The 19,912-nt window shown below is 37.7% G+C and carries 21 protein-coding genes; all 21 read right to left on the bottom strand.

Annotated elements, in window-relative coordinates; all coding sequences use genetic code 11:
• Nucleotides 1–107 precede the first annotated feature (107 nt).
• Nucleotides 108–1,403 carry a hypothetical protein gene (locus tag RMB13_RS14635; protein WP_311085614.1) on the bottom strand — a complete coding sequence of 432 codons (1,296 nt, stop codon included), beginning with the start codon at nt 1,401–1,403 and terminating at the stop codon, nt 108–110.
• 211 nt (nt 1,404–1,614) lie between these two features.
• Complete coding sequence (locus tag RMB13_RS14630; RefSeq protein ID WP_311085613.1) at nt 1,615–2,160, bottom strand: glycosyl hydrolase 108 family protein; 546 nt, start codon at nt 2,158–2,160, stop codon at nt 1,615–1,617.
• Between the two features lie 156 nt (nt 2,161–2,316).
• Nucleotides 2,317–2,886: a hypothetical protein gene (locus RMB13_RS14625; RefSeq protein WP_311085612.1), complete on the bottom strand. Its 570-nt coding sequence runs from the start codon at nt 2,884–2,886 to the stop codon at nt 2,317–2,319.
• A 150-nt stretch (nt 2,887–3,036) separates the two neighbouring features.
• A complete protein-coding gene (locus RMB13_RS14620; RefSeq protein ID WP_206223466.1) occupies nt 3,037–3,426 on the bottom strand; it encodes a hypothetical protein in 390 nt (129 codons plus the stop codon).
• Between the two features lie 117 nt (nt 3,427–3,543).
• Nucleotides 3,544–6,963, bottom strand: a complete 3,420-nt coding sequence (locus RMB13_RS14615) for a host specificity factor TipJ family phage tail protein (protein ID WP_311085611.1) — start codon at nt 6,961–6,963, stop codon at nt 3,544–3,546.
• A complete protein-coding gene (locus RMB13_RS14610; RefSeq protein ID WP_311085610.1) occupies nt 6,956–7,318 on the bottom strand; it encodes a hypothetical protein in 363 nt (120 codons plus the stop codon). Before RMB13_RS14610 ends, RMB13_RS14615 begins: the two co-directional genes overlap by 8 nt.
• A complete protein-coding gene (locus tag RMB13_RS14605) occupies nt 7,315–7,821 on the bottom strand; it encodes a DUF1833 family protein (RefSeq protein ID WP_311085609.1) in 507 nt (168 codons plus the stop codon). The genes RMB13_RS14610 and RMB13_RS14605 overlap by 4 nt, the downstream gene beginning before the upstream one ends.
• Entirely contained in the window at nt 7,821–8,219 is a 399-nt protein-coding gene (locus RMB13_RS14600) for a hypothetical protein (RefSeq protein WP_311085608.1), read from the bottom strand. The genes RMB13_RS14605 and RMB13_RS14600 overlap by 1 nt, the downstream gene beginning before the upstream one ends.
• 56 nt (nt 8,220–8,275) lie before the next feature.
• A complete protein-coding gene (locus RMB13_RS14595) occupies nt 8,276–8,425 on the bottom strand; it encodes a hypothetical protein (RefSeq protein ID WP_009388179.1) in 150 nt (49 codons plus the stop codon).
• A gap of 295 nt (nt 8,426–8,720) precedes the next feature.
• Complete coding sequence (locus tag RMB13_RS14590; RefSeq protein ID WP_311085607.1) at nt 8,721–13,337, bottom strand: tape measure protein; 4,617 nt, start codon at nt 13,335–13,337, stop codon at nt 8,721–8,723.
• A gap of 136 nt (nt 13,338–13,473) precedes the next feature.
• A complete protein-coding gene (locus RMB13_RS14585; RefSeq protein ID WP_311085606.1) occupies nt 13,474–14,016 on the bottom strand; it encodes a hypothetical protein in 543 nt (180 codons plus the stop codon).
• Between the two features lie 26 nt (nt 14,017–14,042).
• Entirely contained in the window at nt 14,043–14,579 is a 537-nt protein-coding gene (locus RMB13_RS14580) for a hypothetical protein (protein WP_311085605.1), read from the bottom strand.
• A 2-nt stretch (nt 14,580–14,581) separates the two neighbouring features.
• Nucleotides 14,582–15,142: a hypothetical protein gene (locus tag RMB13_RS14575; protein ID WP_199942997.1), complete on the bottom strand. Its 561-nt coding sequence runs from the start codon at nt 15,140–15,142 to the stop codon at nt 14,582–14,584.
• A gap of 105 nt (nt 15,143–15,247) precedes the next feature.
• The gene (locus RMB13_RS14570) at nt 15,248–15,592 is read right to left on the bottom strand and encodes a hypothetical protein (protein WP_311085604.1); all 345 of its coding nucleotides are present in this window, start codon (nt 15,590–15,592) and stop codon (nt 15,248–15,250) included.
• A gap of 58 nt (nt 15,593–15,650) precedes the next feature.
• On the bottom strand, nt 15,651–16,289 hold the full coding sequence (locus RMB13_RS14565; protein WP_311085603.1) for a TonB family protein: 639 nt from the start codon (nt 16,287–16,289) through the stop codon (nt 15,651–15,653).
• 119 nt (nt 16,290–16,408) lie between these two features.
• Complete coding sequence (locus tag RMB13_RS14560) at nt 16,409–16,696, bottom strand: hypothetical protein (RefSeq protein WP_409070792.1); 288 nt, start codon at nt 16,694–16,696, stop codon at nt 16,409–16,411.
• 118 nt (nt 16,697–16,814) lie between these two features.
• Nucleotides 16,815–17,534, bottom strand: a complete 720-nt coding sequence (locus RMB13_RS14555) for a nucleotidyl transferase AbiEii/AbiGii toxin family protein (RefSeq protein ID WP_311085602.1) — start codon at nt 17,532–17,534, stop codon at nt 16,815–16,817.
• 14 nt (nt 17,535–17,548) lie between these two features.
• Entirely contained in the window at nt 17,549–17,755 is a 207-nt protein-coding gene (locus tag RMB13_RS14550) for a hypothetical protein (protein WP_145850148.1), read from the bottom strand.
• 402 nt (nt 17,756–18,157) lie between these two features.
• Nucleotides 18,158–18,295: a hypothetical protein gene (locus RMB13_RS21855; RefSeq protein ID WP_409070791.1), complete on the bottom strand. Its 138-nt coding sequence runs from the start codon at nt 18,293–18,295 to the stop codon at nt 18,158–18,160.
• Nucleotides 18,296–18,405: 110 nt separating this feature from the next.
• A complete protein-coding gene (locus tag RMB13_RS14540; protein ID WP_311085601.1) occupies nt 18,406–18,915 on the bottom strand; it encodes a hypothetical protein in 510 nt (169 codons plus the stop codon).
• A 70-nt stretch (nt 18,916–18,985) separates the two neighbouring features.
• Nucleotides 18,986–19,903 carry a phage tail tube protein gene (locus RMB13_RS14535; protein ID WP_311085600.1) on the bottom strand — a complete coding sequence of 306 codons (918 nt, stop codon included), beginning with the start codon at nt 19,901–19,903 and terminating at the stop codon, nt 18,986–18,988.
• Nucleotides 19,904–19,912 lie beyond the last annotated feature (9 nt).

Genomic DNA, 19,912 nt, shown 5'->3' with positions numbered 1-19,912 from the left:
GTGCATCCTGATCACAAAGAAAATATATCTAGATATTTGATAAGATTGGGATATAAACCAGAAATAAATTAGTCTCTATCCTAAGGTTTGTATAAAACCTACTAGAGCTATTTAGCAAAATAGATATATGTCGAAGTTACTTTTTGATCATTATTTAACTCAATATAAGCATAGTTTCTCATAGAGTTTGTAGATTCTATATCTCCCCATGCATAAGTTGTGGTTCCATAATTACTTCCTGTGGATGAGGCTTTAACCCATGTTCCACTACATCCATATGCATCTTTGATATCCTCAAATTTGTCACCAATTTTTATTTTCTCAAAACCTTGTTGCGTCGGGTTACAACTAGAAAATGGGGAATTATTATTACTAAAAGATTTACTGATCAATCGCCCACCTTTAAAAATTAGTGAGTGTTCTATTCCCATTGGCGGAGTTGTAGATGTGTTAAAGTTACTCCATTGATAGAATGAGGTTTCAATCTCTTCATCAGATGTACCTACTTCAGGTACAGTAATGCCCGTAAGTACTCCCTCACAACCCATAAATTTTTTAGCTTGATTATAGGTTGATCCAAAAGTTATGTTGCTCCAATTTTCAAATGAAGGTGCGCAACTATTATTGTCACCAAGTTTAGGAATAAAAAATTTACTGATTATAAGTCCAGAAAATGGACCGACCTCAATCCTTATAATATCTGTACTCCGATCATTTTTACCCCATTGTTTATCTACATCATTACAACCTAGTTTAGAAGTAGCTGATTGATAGGTATCACCAAATAAACTGCTAACAATTACATTGTTCCACTGACTGTGTGTTGGTATACAACTCGATACAGATTTTGGCTTTTTATATTCTTTCGTTTTTAGCAGGTTATTATTAAATATTAACGATAAAACTTCTTTTGAATCAGCGTTTTCCCAACTGTAAGTATTATCAATAGCTCCTCCATAAATACTATAACTTTTTACCCACTGCCCCGAGCAGCCAATTGTATTTTGTGTCTGTTCTAATGTCTGGCCTAATTTAAGGCTATCAATGATTTGAGAGGAAGGAAAACAACTCGATTTTTTTTCATCTGGCAAAAATGTTCTGGCTACTAACTTGCCATTTCCATATCCTATTTGTATACCTCGTGGTTTCGAAGCAGTATTCCATTCATAAACAGTGTAATTGTATCCTTCGGCTGAAACTTGTTCTGAACGTTTAACTCCCTCACAGTTCAACTTGGTATTAGTTTCAGATAAAGTATCATCTCTTTTTAGTTGTGCCCACTGATCATAGGTTGAAGTACAATTTTGAGGTACTGGGAGTTCTATGTCACTGTCATTATCACCACAAGCACTTAAAATAATACCAAGGCTTATAGTTAAATAAGTTGAAATTTTAATATTCATAATACAACTTCCCTATTTTATTTTTATATTGATTATATATTTTTCAGAATTGAAAAGCTCAGTATCAAAAGTAAGCAAAAATAAAAATTTCTTAAGATTCATCTCCAATTAAAGACTAAAGAGTGTTAATACTCTTTCTAGCCCTAATATCAGTAGTGCTCACCACTTGCGTAATGCATCCTAATAAAAAGATGCATTATAAAAAAGACTCTTATAGTGAAATTCTATTAGCGATCCAACCGTAAATGAATTGCTCTTGGGTAGGATTTTGCTCACAAATTTCAATGTAACGCTGGCCTTGCATGATATTAAGAACCCGCACCAATACCTTTTCTCCTTCTTTCCCACGTTTGGCCAGATAAGTTTTAAATGCGTTTAACGTTGCTGGACCATAAATCCCATCTACTGATAAATCTGGCCACCCTGCTTTGCCTTGGTTGTTAAGCAAATTTAAAGCACGTTGTAAAAGTGGCTTGGCAAAACCGGTACCACAGTTCACACCCGTATCTAATAACTCTTCAGCTACTGCTGAGCTAATAGTATTTAATTGATCGAATCGCGGTGCTGTCCAGTACTGCTTCTTGTAAATTGCTTTGGCCACTTCAAGTGGTAAATCTTTCATATTGCCCTTAAAACCATTTGTACGTGCTACTGCTTCAGTAATACCGTACTTTGTTGCGCCTCCTCGATCCGCTGGATTATTTACGTACCCGCCTTCACGTTTGATAAGCTCTTCGAGATATTGTTCAATGTTCATTTCGGTTTCCTTTAGATAGTAAAAAACCCACTCAATGAGTGGGTTCTATTTAAGTTAAATATAATTCCAGATTGATGCAGTAACCTCAATTTGAGGTTACTGTTTTATTCATAAGATATAAAAACTTCTCGAGGATAGCTTCTTCTGCCAATTAAATTATTGATTAATAATTGACCTTAGCATCTGATTATTAACTTTACTAGGTGCGTAAGCACAATCGTTTGCCATCATCAAAGCAATGAGTGAAGCCTCTGTATATTTCTTCAGTTCAATTGCTTTTTTAATATCTGCACTTTTGTTTTCGGTAGAAATTCTTATTGAGTCCATCGTTCCAGATGTTGCAGTCATACTTACTAAACCATCAGTATATGCTTGTGCTGCATTCGTTGATGCTGAAAGACCACTAAGCACAGTACTTGTTGTTCCTGTTAAACCTGAGGCTGCAACACCAGCTACAACCCCAAAAATTCCTGTTCCACTTGATACATAACCTTTCTTGTTTAAAGTCTTCTCGTAATGATTAAAGGTATCCCTACAGTAAGCTGCTGCATATTGCATATTATTCATAGCATCATCAAAAGTGCATTCATTTTGGCCATTCTTACACAATGATCTACTTTCGACTTTTGAGTTTTTAGCTGAGCCTGTATACCAAGGCCACACTGCTTTAGAAGCACAGCCAGATAAAATTAAAGCTCCTACCAAAACTAATAATATTTTAATCATAAATTTATCCCCTTTTGTTATTGTTCTTTTAATACACTCCTTGCCAATTGTTTCGTCAATTAAAAACTGATCATTATTTAGTCTTTTTTTCTATGATTTAGAATAACTTAAATATGATTATTGATTGTTAAAAAAACCGCCCGAAGGCGGTTAGCTATTTTGAACATCATCTTTGGCTTTTTTAAACTCTTTGATCACTTCAACGATCGTTTTACCTTCCTGTTTATCAATAAAATTAAAGATCCACCGGACTAAAGCCCAACCGGGTAATCCGCAAATAAAGAAGAATCCACCAAGTGCAATCATTCCCCATACGTCCGTAATCCATTCATGAAGCCCCCACTTCACAATAATGAATGAACCACCAGCTAAACTTGAAACAACCGTACAGATAAGGCCAACTGCCCATTCTTGAGGTGAGCGTGGCATACGTGTCATCAATACAACTGCTGCAACTAAGGCAACTGCTAAAGTCACCATAATTGCTGCCCCATAAAATTTTAATAATGCTGTTAAACCGCTTGTAGAAACTGGTTCCATTTATTTCTCCAGAAATAGAAAAACCGCTAGAAAGCGGTAGTTGTTGGTTGTCCAATCCATCATTGGGCCAATCATAAAAAAGCACCCGAAATGGGTGCTCTATGTTTTTTCAAAGTATTAAAGGGTTTGTAGGATTCTCCCTCCATTAATCAATTTGGTTGTAAGTGGCGCCACTCCTACAATTGCGGTACCACCTGCACCCGGTTGCCCTTCAATTGTTCCGTGGTAATTCCAGTTCCAAGTTCCATCATTAGTGGATTTGGTACCGCGCTGGCCCCAGCCTCCGCCATCACCGGATAAAGGAGATCCATAACGATCATTTTGAGTACGGTATCCTTTACCCGGCATCTCAGCTTCAGCATCCGTCACTTTTACTACCATGAAACTATCAATAAAGTACCATCGCCAGTCCTGAGTATCATTATAGATAGGCTGTCCTGTCATAACCCGTCCAAAAGGTGCCCCAGCTCCACCTGGAGCACCTTGCACTCCATAGCCAAGTTCAGTGTAGATGCCACTTGGTGTAGCACCTCCACCTGAACCTCCACGCGCTAATGTCCCGCCATCAATAATTAAATTCAATTTGCTGTGCTGGTTCATTAAACCCGGTGCACCTTGGAAACCATCACGGCGTGTTCTAGTAAAAGAATAGTTCGGATCACTAGACCTTCCACCATACGCTAAATGAGGAAGTCCACCATCACCACCACGCCCAACAACAGCGCCCTTAATCGTAAGATTTACGACAAGATCAGAAGGAAACTCCCCTGTATCAATTGCTGGTAATTCAGGAGCAGCAGAAACAATATACTCCCGTGTTTCAGAATCATAACTATGCTTATAAACCATACGTGATTCTGGCCGAAGTGAACTTGAACTCGAAACCAAAGCACCCGCTTCAACGATAAAGCTAATTTCTCCAGTCGTTGGCAAATCACCTCTTTGCATCTGATATAAACGCGCAAGATTAATATCTAGCTGATCATAACGAATGTAAATTGGAGAATCATCAACTGGCACATCAATAAAGTCCTTGTCGTTAAAGTAATACCGCACATCGTAATTTACTGCTGTAACGGTATTTGAGAACTTATCAACCGGATCCTTCTTAGCCACCAGATAAGGTAATGAGTCTTTTGTATCGTCATTAACAACCGTGTAGATCGTATTTACGAAATCTTCAGGACTTAGCTTTAAAGCACCGTTAGGTAAACGTCCTAAAATTACTTTGTTCTTAGCAGATCCAGCGGTGATAGGAATTAAATCAACGGTACCATCACCCATTTGCAAATAAATCACATAGCTCTTACCAGCAATAAAATCAACATCATGGCTCAATGTAAGAATTAAGCCATCTTGCTGCATTACATCACCGCTTTGATGAATTCCATTACGATAATCAGCAACAGCTATACGATCACGTAAAACTAGTAATTCAGATTCTGGTGCTGCATCAAAGGTAATTGACTTACGCTGAAAGCGGAGCTTGTTCCATAGCCGGTACGCATTAAAGTGAGCTTGCCACTTGTTACGCACACCTACCGATTTCACCTCTTTGGGGTTCTTGGCTCCTTTATCTGGAAGATAAATATTGATACGGCTATCATCTGTCGGATCCGTGTATTCATAGATCAGCCCATCGTAGTCATCTATTACACCGAATGTAAGATCATGCTTATAACTATCAGGGATGATATTCCTGAAGTTAAATAGCAACACCGAGTTATCTGTTGGTCGTTCGAAGTAGATTTTGAGCTTATTGTTTTGCCGATATGCTGTACAAAAGACCGCATCACAAAGGTTGGTAACCAGCTCCTCAAACGAAAGATTAGTATCATCAATGGTGGTACAGAATTCTGCAGCTAAAGGTGTACCGAAATAGTCCACTACGTCGTTATAAGTACGGTAGATGTTTTCAATATCAATCTCATCAATCGTACGGCGGCCAATCTTGTCATCGAGGGCCATTGAGACCAAAGCATCTGCAAAGCTTGAAGTTGGAAACAACTCTGTCGTCATTGTTCCATTTTTATAGGTGGGCAACATCCGCTGAAGATCAAAATTGATCTTGCGCGACTTAACAGATAAAGCTCCAGTCGTTGCATATGTACGTGCACGAAAAACCGTTTCATATTCATACATTGTGCTTTGCAATGGATAAGCACCGTATAGCGCTTGCCATTTCACGTCATCAACAACAGTTGTGACTGCTGGAGTAGCTGTCAATCGGCGAGCACGTACACTACAGTGGCCCTGAAATGTGACCATATCCAGGGTTGCCCCAACCGTTTGCCGTGATTTAGCCGAACCCTTGAGAATGATCTGCTTTAGCATTGGGTTACCAATTGCAGAACCCGATTCATTGACTGGAGTAACTTCAACCTCAATCGTGACGTTTACAGCTGCCTGATTGCCCCCTGATGAAACAGTATAAAGTCCATTTGTAGCAACGAAATTGCAAAGTACTCGACTACGTTCAATATTGTCCAGAATGAATGGACCAATCCATTTCTCACCGATAGATGCAAGCTTTGGGGATGCAGCAGTTGTTTGCTGATTAGATAGCTCTTTTAGCTTTAACCAGTTTGGATTAACCGCAGCAGGATTTGATAATGTCATACGGTCATCGGCAACGGATAGGACACTGTAAGTACCGTTTAAATCGTATGTTTGCCCGTTATAAGTAAATGAAGCATTAGTGATTTCAACGCGGTCATTACTAACAAACTTTGTCGTTAAATCGGTATTGTTTGCAGCTGCTCGTAAGATCTCGTTTGGATATGCAAAAAGAAGGTAATTGGTCCCTTCTAAAGTCTGTGTATCAGCTGGCCGTAAGACTTGACCGTTAACAGAAGTTTGATGCTGTACTGTTAAAGGCGGCGTAGTAATTTCAGTACCAATCGAAAAGTAAGGTTCTCCTGAAACGATATCAACACCTGGTCGAAAGACCTCCACCGATGCCCCAGCAATATCAACGATATTGGTTTCACCGTCGTATGCGCCTTTAATATGATATTGACCTCGGCCTACGCACCCGACCATATGTTCAACTTCAATATTGTTTTCATAAACCTTGTAAGGCACGGCTATTGAATCAGGCGTATCCCAAGCCGCTCCATAAATATCTGCAATGCGCCCATTCACCCGGATTTTGTTTTCACGATTTGAAAGTTCGTTATTTGCGGATGAAGATTGATTAATATTCTGAGTAGTCTGCGCCATCGATGGCGTAGGCATTAAAAACGCGATCGCGATACTAATTACAATTGAAACAATAGCAGCAACCCATTTGGGGTTCTCAATAACAATGAAAGTACCAGGCAAGAAATCAAGCTGCTTTAAGTCAAATGCATTTTTAGGCGTTACTTCATTAGCAAAAGAGATTTCAGCGTGATCCATATTACTAGGTGTATAAAAAATACGGATGTGCTCAGGCATATATTCATATTTTGAAGTTAGCCATAGCCCAATAGTTTGAGAATATTCAATCGACTTCTCTTCAGACAATGCATCTTGTTTATAAATAACCTTAATCATAATAACTTACTCGACTAAACCCCATTCCCATCACGACCTCTTCAGGTAAGTAAGTAACTCCGCTTTCCATGAGATGCAGAATCTTTTGCCCACGAAAAAGCCCCACATGCGGGGGCTTATTTCTTTGTCTCGGGTGGAAGGCGACTATGCATCCCTCCTTAGGCATGGGCAGAGGATTCAATAGTTTTAAACGTGATGTTAAGAAGGTAATTTGTCCTTTTGGTTGCATAAACAATTCAAGTGCCTCACTTCGATCTACTCCATAAAGATCCATTGCAGCTTCATGGACAAAATGGACACAGTTGTAATGCTCTTCGTCGTATTGCTTATCAAGCAAATGGTCGTGACTTTTCATACTGCTCCCTTCAGCCCACTAAAGCGATCAAGTGAGAAAATATCCCCTGTTTTATTTGTGTTGAGTCGTGGTGATTCTGCTTTAAATGTCACTGCTTTATGATTCATGGCGACACTAGCAAGCTGCAGACCGAGTAAATAAAACATTGGTGAGTTCAGGTTGTCCGAACTATAAAGACGGTAATTTACAGTCGGCTTTACATTAGAATATTGCCCTTCAATTACCCGCTCGAATTCATCTGGCAATACATCCCCCAATCCTGAAACCGAGACTGTCAACGTCTGGTCTAGATCACCCAGCATTCCGGATCTTTGAATTGAAACTGGCAGATATTCGTAATACACCTGACCAGCTCCCGCCTTATGCTGCACATAGACACCACGATCATCGTTGCGAACAACTCGATAAGTGTTTAGAAAAGATGGGTGTGATAACTCAATACACTCCAGTTGATAGATATCGACTGTCCGGTTAAAAAAGAACTTGGCGTATTCGTTATCCATTAGACCTCCCAATCTTTAATTAATGCTGCATCAGCAATAAAGTTCGGCTGGTTTTGAATAACTTCAATCTGAGCATTTACCCGGTAAAGATTTCCATTCACCTCGTTGGTCTTGAATGAGTTGGGAATAAAGTTGCATTGGTATTGCTGGCGCGCGCCCTGGTCAATCACCAAATCGGCATAAAATGAAGCTGGCTTATTCTGGTAAAGTCGCCAGAAAGCCATCATTTTATTGAAATCGGTTTTACTTAAATTCCAGTTCACATCGACAATGTGGCTATTACGTTTTACATCGATGTAGTAGCGTCCACGCCCTCCATCCATCTGCTGACGCTTTACATCATCACCTGGTGTTACGCCATAGCCATTTGTTTGAGGATTTAGCTTTAACTTGTACATAACTTTCCTTCAGGTAATAAAAAACCGCCCGTAGGCGGTACCAGAAACAATTGCAATTATTTCAAGGCTAATATAACTGCAACGCTAATAATTCCAAGGACTAATCCCAAATATGTTAATGCTTGTATTAGTCCTACACGATCTGCGCCTTTTTCGCTCATTTTTCCATCTACCTTTAATTCCGATTTTGATGTATGCTTATTCATAGTAATGCTTCTCCTTAACTTTCGCTGGTTGAGTTGAATTGAAAACCTCAGTGCGCCAACACTGGGGTTTTTGCTTTTTAAGTGCCGTTATTGTTTCATTTCAAAAAAATGTCATTTATTCATTTTTCCTACTTTGGAAAACACGGGCAAAAAAAACCACCCGAAGGTGGTCCTTTCATAATTTTTGCTGTCAATAGGTTTTAGAAGAGACCAGGTGTTTACACTGTCAACAGCTCTTCTCTCTTATACCGTTATCTTTAAATTTTACCTCTCCTTATACCTGTAGCTTTAAAAACTATCGATTTCGTCTTGCTGTCGTATTCTCAGTCAAGGAGCGGCTAATTAGAGAGTTTGGATTTTTAATATCCTCACTAACTAATTTCGGCACCGCTTTTGGAAGCTGTTTATCCAACTCTTCTTTAACAATGATCCGGACTGTTTTCTCATCCAGTTGTTCTGCTTCAACAGTTGCCCCATTAACCTGATTCACTACTTCAATCTTGAAATTGATAGTTGGAGAAGATTGCTCAAAAGAAGGCATAAACTCAGCTTGAGGGCGTGGAGATTGGCTTGAGGTAAAGTCCTGCACATCTTCAAGATTTGAACGATCCTGAACTAAACCATTTGAAGAGAAGTAAACTTTTCCATCATGGAATAGATCTGAGTTCGCGTTGTTAGTAGGGTTAGCTGCACTAGTATTTCCTTTATAGATAATCTGATCATCTTGATAAGACTGATTAAAGATGTTTGAAATATCTCTACTTTGGTTAAATGCCCGTGAACTTTGATTAGCCCGATTCATGACACTTTCAAAAGAGGTACTGCTTTGAATCGAATTATCCAGTGCTCTGCTAAAGCTTGAGTTGTTCCCTGCATACTGGTTAGTAATGCTTTGAACATCTCCCAATCTTGACACCGCGTCTTTGCTTGGCTTGAGAGAATTAACGATAATCTGATTCTCTCGAGTAGGTTGATTAAAGATATTCGAGATATTTTGATTGTCATTAAAAGCTTTAGAGCTTAGGAATGAACGATTAAAGACATTTTCTGCTGAAGTGTTGTTAGTGGCATGGTTATTAATAAATGCATCAGGGCCTGAGCTCTTACGCATATTCTCAACCAAACCAACACCACCCCAGCGTTTAATATCTTCTTGGGACCAGACCACCTCGCCTTTATGGACAATACCTGCAGGTTCGTATTTACCACCAGATCCGGTGAAACCACCATCAGCAAAGCCTTGATCTTTAATTGCCCGGATATTCGCAATAATGCTGGCACCCTGTGCAACCGCCCCAGCAATTAAAGGCAAGTTATAAGGAAAACCAACTTTTGAAGCTGCAGCGATATTTTGCTGAATGGCAATACCTGCAGCCGCAATTGCATAAGCTTTATCCGCAGCAAACATGAGCTTATAGGCTTTAGACTGTTCACCAAACATTGAGCCAAACATCGAGGTGACTGAACCCATCATTTGCCCACCAAGGGCAATCTGAGCGTTCAATCGATCTTGTTGATACTTGTCTTCAACATCCTTAACGTTCTGAGCATAATCATTGTAAATTTGACTACGTTGTTCTTGAGCAGCTTGAATGATTGCAGTCTTCTGATTTTCAAAGTCTTGCTGCTGAATTAATCCAGCTTCCATCTGTGCATTCAGACCATCTAAACCGCTTTGCTCATTTAAATCAGCTGCCGCATATTGGCTATCAGCCAAATCATTTGCAGCACCTAAGCGGCTAAACCGTTCCTGATCCTGTCTGTAGAACTCACTGGTACCATTCATATCAGCCTGAATACCACCCCAGTTCTGAACAGCGTTATTTACTTTGTCGCGTGTCTCTTTGTCCTGTGTAGCTTTAGATAACGCAATAAGTTTTTGACGCTCTTCTATGGAAAGTTTTGAGTTCTTAAGGATCTCCTCTCTTTCAAGTCTATAGCGTTCCTGCATAGCTTGAGTTTCAGAAAGCAAAGATAACCGAGCTTGAAATGCACGTTGTTCTTGAGCCAACTGCATAAGCGCGAGTTCTTGCTTATACTGTTCTTTGACTAATTCAACAGCCTGCTTTTGTTCTGATTTACTTAATTCAATATCATGAGCCGCATTAAACTTTTTGCGATCAAAATTTTCTTTAAGTAGTTGAGTCTCAGTTTTCTGGAACTCCTTATAGTCTTCTAGTTTGCTTCTCGTTGCTTGCTTGGCGATCGCAATATCATTGTCAGCACGACGTTGTAATTCTGCTTTAATTTCTTTAGTGCGTTCTGGTGAAAGGCCAGCTTTATCAACATCCTCCAGTCTAACCGTTAAGTTATTCTGGATACGCTGTACTTCAGTGGCCACTTCATTTTCAAGTGACCGCTGAGCATCTAACTGACGATCAAGTTGTGATTGGATATCACCTGATACCTTATCACTTCCTTTACTTGCTCCGCTCTTAACCTTGCTTTGCATACTTGGTGACTGATGAAGAAGTTTAAGTGTTACACCATCTTCAAAGATCACTTCACTAACATAACCACCACCCTTGCTGTCATACCGAGTCTTAATGTCTTTAACAGCAACATTGGTCGTGATCGGTGTACCTTCAGGCATTGAAAAATCAATACCCTTATGAAATGAAGAAGCCCCTTTAGTAGGGGCTTTTCGTGGACCGTAATTTGAACTGATCTTGTAGGATGACAATGATTTTCCACCTGCCTGCAATCGCGCCAGATGTTCATTAGAAACTTTCTGGCCAGACATGGAACCCCCATAACGAACATCAAGATGAGGACCTGTACCAATGCCAGATTGACCTGAAATACCAACTAATCGTTTAGATATCTTCTCCTGTTTCTCTAATTCTTTGGTACGTGCTTTATCCTTATCTAAAAGGCTTTCGAGTGCATTTTCCTGATCAACTATACCTTTGATAACCGTTTTTTGCCCATCAGTAACACCAGTAACGCCTTTCTTCTGGTTATTGCGATATGTTTGTAATAATAGTTCGGCTTCTTCAGCAGATTTACCATATTTCCCAATCAAAAGAGTTTTAAAATCAGCATCCCATTTACGATCAGCAAGCGATTTATTTATGTCTTTTAGCTTATTGTTAAGCTCAGTTACATCTTGAACCGCCCCCTTAGCGCCTTGACTAACATCATTAAATCCTGCTTTTGCATTGGCACCACTATTTCTTACCAGATTTAGCTCAGTATTTGTCTTAGATACTGCAAGTGAATTTTCATCAACTTTCTTTTTACTATCAACAAGTTGATTAATCTGCTCGGAATTAATGAAATCAAGTTGATTTAGTCTTTCAAATGCCTGATTTACATCAATCGCTCCATTTGTTAATTCAGCCCAAATTCGATATGCCTCAGTACTCTTTTTATTGCTATCAGCAATAGTTTGAGTTAGTGCTAAAAAATCATTTTGAGCTTTTTTAAGCTGAGCTGACTGTGAATTTAACTGCTTAGTTAGTTCTCCTTCAGCTGCACGTTTTTGGGCGCCATTTAGCTTAGTGAGTTCATCCGCAGCCAATCCAGCATAACGCGTCTGATCATTAAGCATGTCATTAGCTTCATTACCATTATCACGCATCAACAAATAACCAGCAGCTAAGGTAGCTACTGTAATTCCTATACCTGCTGGGCCACCCAAAACGCCCAACAATGTACGGCCTGCGCCAAACATAGCTCCTGTAAGGCCAACTGCGGCTTTTTGAGCTGTTGCATTCCGTGCTTGGGCAACTGCTAATGTTGTCTCTGCTGTAGCTAGTTCCCGTGTAACTTGAGCTTCAATTTTCTTAAGCTCAGCCATACGGGTAATAGATTGAGTACGACCAACTGCATTGATCTGTGATTTTAATCGGCTTGCTTCTAATGCTTTTTCCGCAGCCAATGCGGATAAAGTAGCTTGAGTATTGACTACTTGAGCTTGAGCTGACTTAACAGCTGCAGATGACTCTGCCAGTTCCGCCAATGCTTTTGAACGACTTGTTTGAATACTAGATGTTGTTGCAGCAATATCCGCGTAGACAGCCATTGATTTAGCAGTAATTGCTTTAGTGACATATCCAATTCCAACTACTAAAGCTCCGTCCGTAATCAAATCCAAATTAGTTGCTAGAATTTGAATAGATCCAGCTAAAGTCTGTGCAGCACCAGATCCCTGACCTGTTTCGCCAACAAACTTAGTTATTCCATTACTTAACATTTCCAAAGACTGAGAAATTGTTTTGTTAGTTTTGCCGTAAAGTTGCTCAACACTATCACCAGCTTTTAAAAGTGCTTTAGTGATAACTTCTCCAGTCAGTTTGCCATCTATCATCATCTGTCGGAGTTCACCACGCGTCACACCTAGACCTTTGGCCATAGCGTTTAAGAGGCCACCAGCACCATCGACTAGACTGTTAAACTCTTCTGCACGAAGAATATTTCCATCAAGGCTCTGACCGTACTGAAATAATGCCGCAGCTGCTGATTCAGAATTTGAACCACTAATAGCAACTGCTTTTGAAGTAATTTCGGTAAGTTTTGCTGTCTGTTCTTGAGTTAAATTTAGTGTCTTAGCATTGGACATATATTTGGAATAGACATCATTCACGGCACTCCAAGAGGATGCCGAACGCTGTGCAATTTCAAAAGTATCATTCATTGCCAGATTTAATTCTTCTTGGTTATTAGTAACTAATTTTAATTTGTTATTAATACCAGTGTAGAGATCCATCTTGCTAATGGCTGAACCAATTGTAACCACACCAGCCATGTAACCAGCTAATGAGCGAGTAGCTACAGACATGCGATCCATTGACTTTGTGGCAAAGTCACCATTCTTTTCAATACTGTTTAGTTCATTGCCTAGATTTCGTGCATTACGTTCAGCATTCTGTGAATCAATAACAATGACCAGACGGGATTCTTGTGCCATTTTTACTTTTCTCCAGGCATTAAAAAACCCACTCATTGAGTGGGTCTATTTAAGTTAAATATATTTACTAAGCTGGACAGTTAAACCAATTTGGTCTTGCTGCAAATCGTTGCCCAAGTGCTTTAAAATCCATTCACTAATCAATCAATTTCACACATTTAGCAACAACATCCTGTGCGTACAATCCCTTATCTTTGAAATTACTGTTATATGCACGATCGATATCTCTTAAGCCTTCTTCAATTTCTGCTTTTGATGCATTTTTGTCTGTTAGTATTTCAGTCCTTAAACTTTCTTTGGAAACCCCTTTAAGCCTTGCATCCATTATGAGGGACTGATTGTACGCATCCTTGACACAATTACTGCGATCTTTTACAGATAACTTATTCGGAGTACAGTGTGCCTCCCAAATTATTGCAAATGTTTCTGGATCAATACCCTCTGAGTCCTCTAATAAGACTGCACCCTCAATGGTGACATATCTCTTAAAGCCAACATAACCGCCATAGCTATTCTTTGAATTTACTTCTCCACAATATCCTTTTATATTTTGGAATTGTGCTGAATCTGGATCTTTTAAGGTGTTTAAGACAGCTTCTTTGGACTCTTTTTCCACCTTTGAGCAACCGCTCACCCCCACTACACCTAAAACCAAACTCAATAAAATAATCTTTTTCATATTAATTAGCTCACTTAAGAGGCGCTTTATTTATCTAAACTTTTAACAATATCATCCAAATACCAGTCCTTTGCAAAAGTATTTAAGTCTTCCATCTGCTTACCCATTACACCCAACAAACCACCTTCCCATATACCATAAGCATGCTCACCATCTAACATATAAACATTCTCAGGCATGGTTCTTAGGGTATAAACAGGATTTTGAAATTCATACTCCTTTCCAAGTGTCTGGAAATACTCTCCTTTCAGAAAGAACTTATCATCCCCTCTAAAACCGAGATAAACTTTGTTAAATTCCTTATCTTTTATTTTCTCAGCAAATTGTAGTAGAACCCTGTTTACATCTAATGGGCTATTTTTCCCTGATATATCCCGCAAATCATATTTAAGTTCTGTCGGATTAATAAACCACTTATAGTGAACCCAGACTTTAACCCCATTATTTCTGGAATCCTCTAATAATACTGTATTCATATGCCGTTGAAGCATGTAATAATTTAGTGAAAAAACAATAGCAACAAAACCAACTAATACCACAATGAATTTATATACCTTAGACATAGTTAAATCACTTTCTCTGCATTATTAAACTTTGAAGTATCAAACTTGAATTGACGAGTTCCATTCGAATAAAAAGGTAGCTCAACCATTAGTGAGTTAACTTTTCGAATATTGTCTAAAAAAGCTTTAGAATTTTCAGTAAAAATTAATATAGTACCATCACTACCAGATGTCTCATATTTTTGGAAATTAAGATATTGAATTGGGCTATTTCCAAACTTAACTGCTGTATAACAGTAATCATTACAATCATACTGGCCTTTATCTATTGTTAAAAATATTTTTGGGTCATCTGATTTAGAGTCAAGAATATCAAATTGAAGTTTATTCTCCCCGTCATAAGGAAAGTTAAGATCGGCATTATTCTCTGAACGCAATGCAAGCCACTTAGACTCAGTGTTCCGCATTTCATCTTTGCTAACTACAGTTCGCCATTTCCCTGTTTGAGATTCAAGGCTTGAGTCATTTTTATTGCTACTAACGCTTGAGGCTTTTTTAGCATTATCACTATTACTACAGCTTATCAAACCCAAAAGAACACTTAAAAATAATATTTTTTTCATGTTTTTTCACCATTTGTTATAAAATGTACTAACTCTAACAAACTGGTTACTAAATGTCACATAAAGAAAAACCACCCGAAGGTGGTTATGTAGTGTGTATAAAATTCATTTAGAAGATTTATAACCCCGCATGCACTTATCAAAAAACAATGATGAATATTCTTTCCTGTATGCTTTTCTATCACTTTCATTCATCGTTAATGGAGTATAGTCGTAGACAGTGTCAATTAATTTTTTACTAAAAACAATCAATACTTCATCTCGAGTATTTTCTTTAACTAAATGATATTGTTCCTCTCGACTTTGACCCTTGAAATAATTATCTAAATAGACCAATGCTAACTCTGTAAATATTTCACACTTTTTCTTTACTTCCATATTTTCAGCTGATTTGGCTTGAACCGATCCTATCAATGTAAACATAAGTGTAAATAGATAAAGCTTTTTCATTAGGTTTCTCTTAGATTTTGTCATTTAATAAATTAGTGTCTATTAAATTAATAATATTCTAGTAATGAAGAGTAAAAAATTTCGTTAATGTTAAATTTGTAGTATCACTAATCGGATAAGGTTCACCGTTAATTATTAGAGGAAAGAATTTAGCTTTTTTACGAAATTCATCTAAGACAAGATTATCTAATTCTTGTAAGCCAGTACTTTTTCTAATCTTTGCAACTGTGATGTTTCCATTATCATCTGCTTCTGAATAAATACTCAAATATCTGATTTGTCCTTTAAGATCATCTTTTTTTACTTTTATCTCAGGAAAAAATTCAAAAATTGGTTTTCTAGAAACTTCTATACTAAATGGTTGTGTGGAACGAGAAGGATAATATACTCCATCTTTTTGATAAGGATATATACTAGCCTTTTTTACTGCTTTTTCGCATTGTTTATCTACATACTCGATACCACTACTTTTAATGATAGCCGTATTTGTTATCTTTCCTCTTTTATTGGCCTCAAAAATTACTATAACATCCCTATCATATCCTTCAAGATAAGAGGTATCTATATGTACTTGAGGAGGATTTTTCCATCGATAATAAGAAATATTATCTGTTAAATCATCATTTGAATCACTGGCATACACATTAAATGAGAAACCAAACATTAAGCTTAATAAAAATTTTAAGAAAATTTTCATATTAATCCAAGAAGTAAATTATTTATTTGAAAGTATAAAAGCAATAAAATTATAAATGATTTCAAAGACATTTAACTACAAAAGTTTTTTATAAAAGCTAATCACAGCCTCATAGTCTCTTAATAGAGTTTCCTTGTATATACTTTAGGAGAAAGCTTCAGTAATGCTGGCATATATTGCTTTTTGTAGACTTCAGGATAGGTGTTGCACAATATCTCCCGCTTCCGTTGAAGTGGAATATCTCGATTTTCAAGGTCATCGAGCATCTTCCCTATTTGTTGATCAGCACTTTGATACTGTTCTTCAACTGAAGGAGGAAGTGCCTTATTTTCCTCTTGTTTAGTGCAACTAACTAAAACTACTAAAGAAATAGATAACCCCAATGTATAAAAAAGTTTTCCTAACATATTAATTTTCAATATAAATTATTTTTAACATTATATGTTTTTAACAACTTTTTCACTATCAGTAAATTCCAGATATTAAAAAACCACCTAAAGGTGGTTTATATGTATATTTTTAAACTTATCTTATATGTAAACTCTTCTGAGCTAAAACATAATTCATAAATTGCTTACTAACATCATTCACTAATTTTTCAGAATATTCTGAAGTTATTTCTAGCTCATTCTGAGCAATTTCTAAATATTTTTGTGGATTCTGAATAATTTTGGCACAAGCTTTTTCTAATCCAGAAAATACACTATTGTAACTGTAGTGAGTATCTGATGCCTTCCAAACTTCAGTGTTTATTTCCCCCCAATTTTCAAACATTGCCAATAAGTCAAAAATATCTTTATATGGCTCATCATTATAACGGTCAGCATTTGCCAATAACTTTGTAAGATAACAAGCATCATGATCTATTGCTGGCACATGAAAGTTGTTATTTTTTTCTTGATTTAATGAATAATCTGCAAAGGAAACAAACTCTAATTTGATAGTAATACCATCTATCAAAATAAAACATCTGGTACTATCCCTATCCAAACGTATTTCCCTTGGATATTCAAAATCTTTTTTTACTAAATTTCCTAGACTGTTATTGCTTGCCGTTGTCCGCACTGCTCTATAAGAATCCTTATTTGGGCATAGAAAATCAATATCAATTGATTTTCTATACTCATTTAACTCTAATGCGATTCGAGTTCCACCACCAAATAATATTTGATGTTCAGCTAGATAATCACTATTGAAGTTATCTAATGCTGAATAAATTAAATTATGGTGTTCTCGACTATACATTTGAGTTTTTCGCTTTATGCAGGCAAGAAGAACCCATGCCCAACTAGCCTTGTTAAGGTTTCAATCAGACCTAATTCTTTTGGTGTAAGAATATTTTGGTTAATGTACTTCCAACGCTTTTCATATAAGTGAAAAGCTCTTTCAGCAGGTATTTTTTCTGCTGAGGTATCCCATAAAATACAATCTAAAGCAGGATACTCTTTTCTTGCAATTAGATTCATTTGAAGAACCTCAATAAATTTACTCAGAAATTGATAGATAAAAAGGAGTTAAACAACTCAGCCACTTTAAGTGCTGAAGCTTATATAACCTTTTACTCCACATTTGGAGGATGATAAATTGACGTGGCTAAAACCTCGTCCATAGTAATCGCCCGATTCAATAATATTTCGTACGATATAATTTACTATTGAGAACATAATATTTCTTAATGACATTTATGTCAATTAGAAATTACATTCTTAAAGCCTAGGCTTTATATTTTTTAATTTTAAAATTCAACAACTTGAAAATACTCGCTTTTAAGAATTACAGAAATACTATGCTAAAAGTGCGGTATATATTGTAAATCTTAAAATACCCCGCACTAGATTTAGTTTTAAGAATTTGAACCTTAAAACCTTTTATTTTTTCTTCTTAAACTCCTTATGCCACTCATCTAAAAGCATGTTGTCTAAAGCAAAAATACAGTCATTAAAGATATGAGCATCAACAGGTAAATCATTATGCTCAGCATAAACATTGATAGCCTGCTGGTCCAAAGATAGTGGTACGCCCTGCTCATATCGCCTAGATCTGATAATCGTGCTAAAAGCTGCAAGAATTGAGTCAGCTGCATAAGAATATTCTGGTGGATCTGGTATATATCCACCTAGGAATTTGATTTGTTCGATTTCGTGCGGCGTTTTTGACGCATAGGTCTTTTGGTACTTGTAGAGTTCGATGACTTTCCCAAAATCGTCGCCTTATCCTTATCTGCTTCTTCCTGAATCTTTTGTGCCTGCTCTTTTACGAATGACCAGATCAAAAGGCCAATGTCACCAAGGTTAAGAAGCTTAGAAGCATTTTCTGGTGTATACGGTTTTTCAGACTCTACTGTTTCGCCATCTTCCACTTCAGCGAAAACAACGCCTTTCCAGTCTTCGATTAAATGAGCGCCAGCCGCATCTAATAAAAGCTCATGATAGAGCTTGCTGTTTTCATCTCTCACCATTACATCATAGCCTTTGGATGTAATTTGATTCCCCGCTTTTTCTAATGCGACCTGAAAGGGTTTATAACCAATCCCACGAATTTTAAATTCCGCCTGCCCATCTGCTGTTTCAAACGTACACCACTTCGATACTTCTGAACTTCGTACAATTCCAACTTTTAAAGCCATAACTACCTCGAAAATTTAGGAAATAAAAAAGCCCACGGGATTCCATGGGCTTAAGGTTTATTAATTTGAATTACACAAGAGCACGCACAATCGTTGGAGCTGTCCGCACTTGAGCAAAGTTGATATCTAAAGTGATGATGTCATCACCTCCACCATCTGGATGATTTGCTTCCATAACTTCCAATTGAGGGAAGTTGAACGAGTATTTACTACCCTTACTGTCTTTAATATCGAACGTCAGAGTGAACACATCACGGGTTTTAATGGCATCAATCCAGCCTGCTGCTGTAGCCGAGAACATGAATGAAGCATTCGCTTCAATATCCATCATCTTCTCTAAGTAAAACTCTGGCGTGTACTTACCTGAACCGATACAGCGGATTGCTTCTAGATTATTGTTAAGTGAAAGTGTGAGGGACTGCATACACGCTTTACCCTGAATCGACTGACCATTTACGAGTAGGTTTTCAACGTTTGGCATGCTGACCAAAGGTCGACTTGATGCCGCTACTGGATTAACAACTGGGTTGACTAGCTGACGAGTAAATGAATTACCAACCAAGCCAAAGTTACCAGTAATCTTTCCTGTGGTCTGAATGGTAATTTCACCCGTATTTACTTGAACACCACGGTAAATAAAGACCTGACCTACATCTTCAAAAACTTTAACTAGGGTTAAAGATTTACGTACGGTGCCGCCAAAGCTGAGGGCATTTGCTGCCCAGTTATTAAATGCAAGAGCACTAAAGAATAAGTCGAATGTTCCTACAGATAATTCAAACTCTAACTGACCTGCCACTTCAGCTTCAGTGACTACCCCACCTTGACGAAATCGTGACTCTACAACTTCACTGCTTTCTTCAGTAGAAACATTTTCTGATAATCCGTCACTCACACGGCGAACGGTGTACCAGATCGGGTTTGCTGGTGTAGTCCCCAGCACTGCTTCTTCACAAGCATATAATCGAATTTTTGCGCCTGAACTCATTTATAGTTC

The sequence above is a fragment of the Acinetobacter sp. V102_4 genome, assembly GCF_031799005.1.
Taxonomy (GTDB): domain Bacteria; phylum Pseudomonadota; class Gammaproteobacteria; order Pseudomonadales; family Moraxellaceae; genus Acinetobacter; species Acinetobacter calcoaceticus.
This window is presented reverse-complemented; position numbering and strand designations above follow the sequence as displayed.

Coding starts and splice junctions, on each gene's coding strand:
- RMB13_RS14600 (WP_311085608.1), bottom strand. CDS start 8,219: ATGTACAAGTTAAAGCTAAATCCTCAAACAAATGGCTATGGCGTAACA.
- RMB13_RS14635 (WP_311085614.1), bottom strand. CDS start 1,403: ATGAATATTAAAATTTCAACTTATTTAACTATAAGCCTTGGTATTATT.
- RMB13_RS14595 (WP_009388179.1), bottom strand. CDS start 8,425: ATGAATAAGCATACATCAAAATCGGAATTAAAGGTAGATGGAAAAATG.
- RMB13_RS14615 (WP_311085611.1), bottom strand. CDS start 6,963: ATGATTAAGGTTATTTATAAACAAGATGCATTGTCTGAAGAGAAGTCG.
- RMB13_RS14620 (WP_206223466.1), bottom strand. CDS start 3,426: ATGGAACCAGTTTCTACAAGCGGTTTAACAGCATTATTAAAATTTTAT.
- RMB13_RS14580 (WP_311085605.1), bottom strand. CDS start 14,579: ATGTCTAAGGTATATAAATTCATTGTGGTATTAGTTGGTTTTGTTGCT.
- RMB13_RS14560 (WP_409070792.1), bottom strand. CDS start 16,696: ATGTTAGGAAAACTTTTTTATACATTGGGGTTATCTATTTCTTTAGTA.
- RMB13_RS14565 (WP_311085603.1), bottom strand. CDS start 16,289: ATGAAAATTTTCTTAAAATTTTTATTAAGCTTAATGTTTGGTTTCTCA.
- RMB13_RS14590 (WP_311085607.1), bottom strand. CDS start 13,337: ATGGCACAAGAATCCCGTCTGGTCATTGTTATTGATTCACAGAATGCT.
- RMB13_RS14610 (WP_311085610.1), bottom strand. CDS start 7,318: ATGAAAAGTCACGACCATTTGCTTGATAAGCAATACGACGAAGAGCAT.
- RMB13_RS14550 (WP_145850148.1), bottom strand. CDS start 17,755: ATGAATCTAATTGCAAGAAAAGAGTATCCTGCTTTAGATTGTATTTTA.
- RMB13_RS14625 (WP_311085612.1), bottom strand. CDS start 2,886: ATGATTAAAATATTATTAGTTTTGGTAGGAGCTTTAATTTTATCTGGC.
- RMB13_RS14570 (WP_311085604.1), bottom strand. CDS start 15,592: ATGAAAAAGCTTTATCTATTTACACTTATGTTTACATTGATAGGATCG.
- RMB13_RS14585 (WP_311085606.1), bottom strand. CDS start 14,016: ATGAAAAAGATTATTTTATTGAGTTTGGTTTTAGGTGTAGTGGGGGTG.
- RMB13_RS14555 (WP_311085602.1), bottom strand. CDS start 17,534: ATGTATAGTCGAGAACACCATAATTTAATTTATTCAGCATTAGATAAC.
- RMB13_RS14630 (WP_311085613.1), bottom strand. CDS start 2,160: ATGAACATTGAACAATATCTCGAAGAGCTTATCAAACGTGAAGGCGGG.
- RMB13_RS14575 (WP_199942997.1), bottom strand. CDS start 15,142: ATGAAAAAAATATTATTTTTAAGTGTTCTTTTGGGTTTGATAAGCTGT.
- RMB13_RS14540 (WP_311085601.1), bottom strand. CDS start 18,915: ATGGCTTTAAAAGTTGGAATTGTACGAAGTTCAGAAGTATCGAAGTGG.
- RMB13_RS14605 (WP_311085609.1), bottom strand. CDS start 7,821: ATGGATAACGAATACGCCAAGTTCTTTTTTAACCGGACAGTCGATATC.
- RMB13_RS14535 (WP_311085600.1), bottom strand. CDS start 19,903: ATGAGTTCAGGCGCAAAAATTCGATTATATGCTTGTGAAGAAGCAGTG.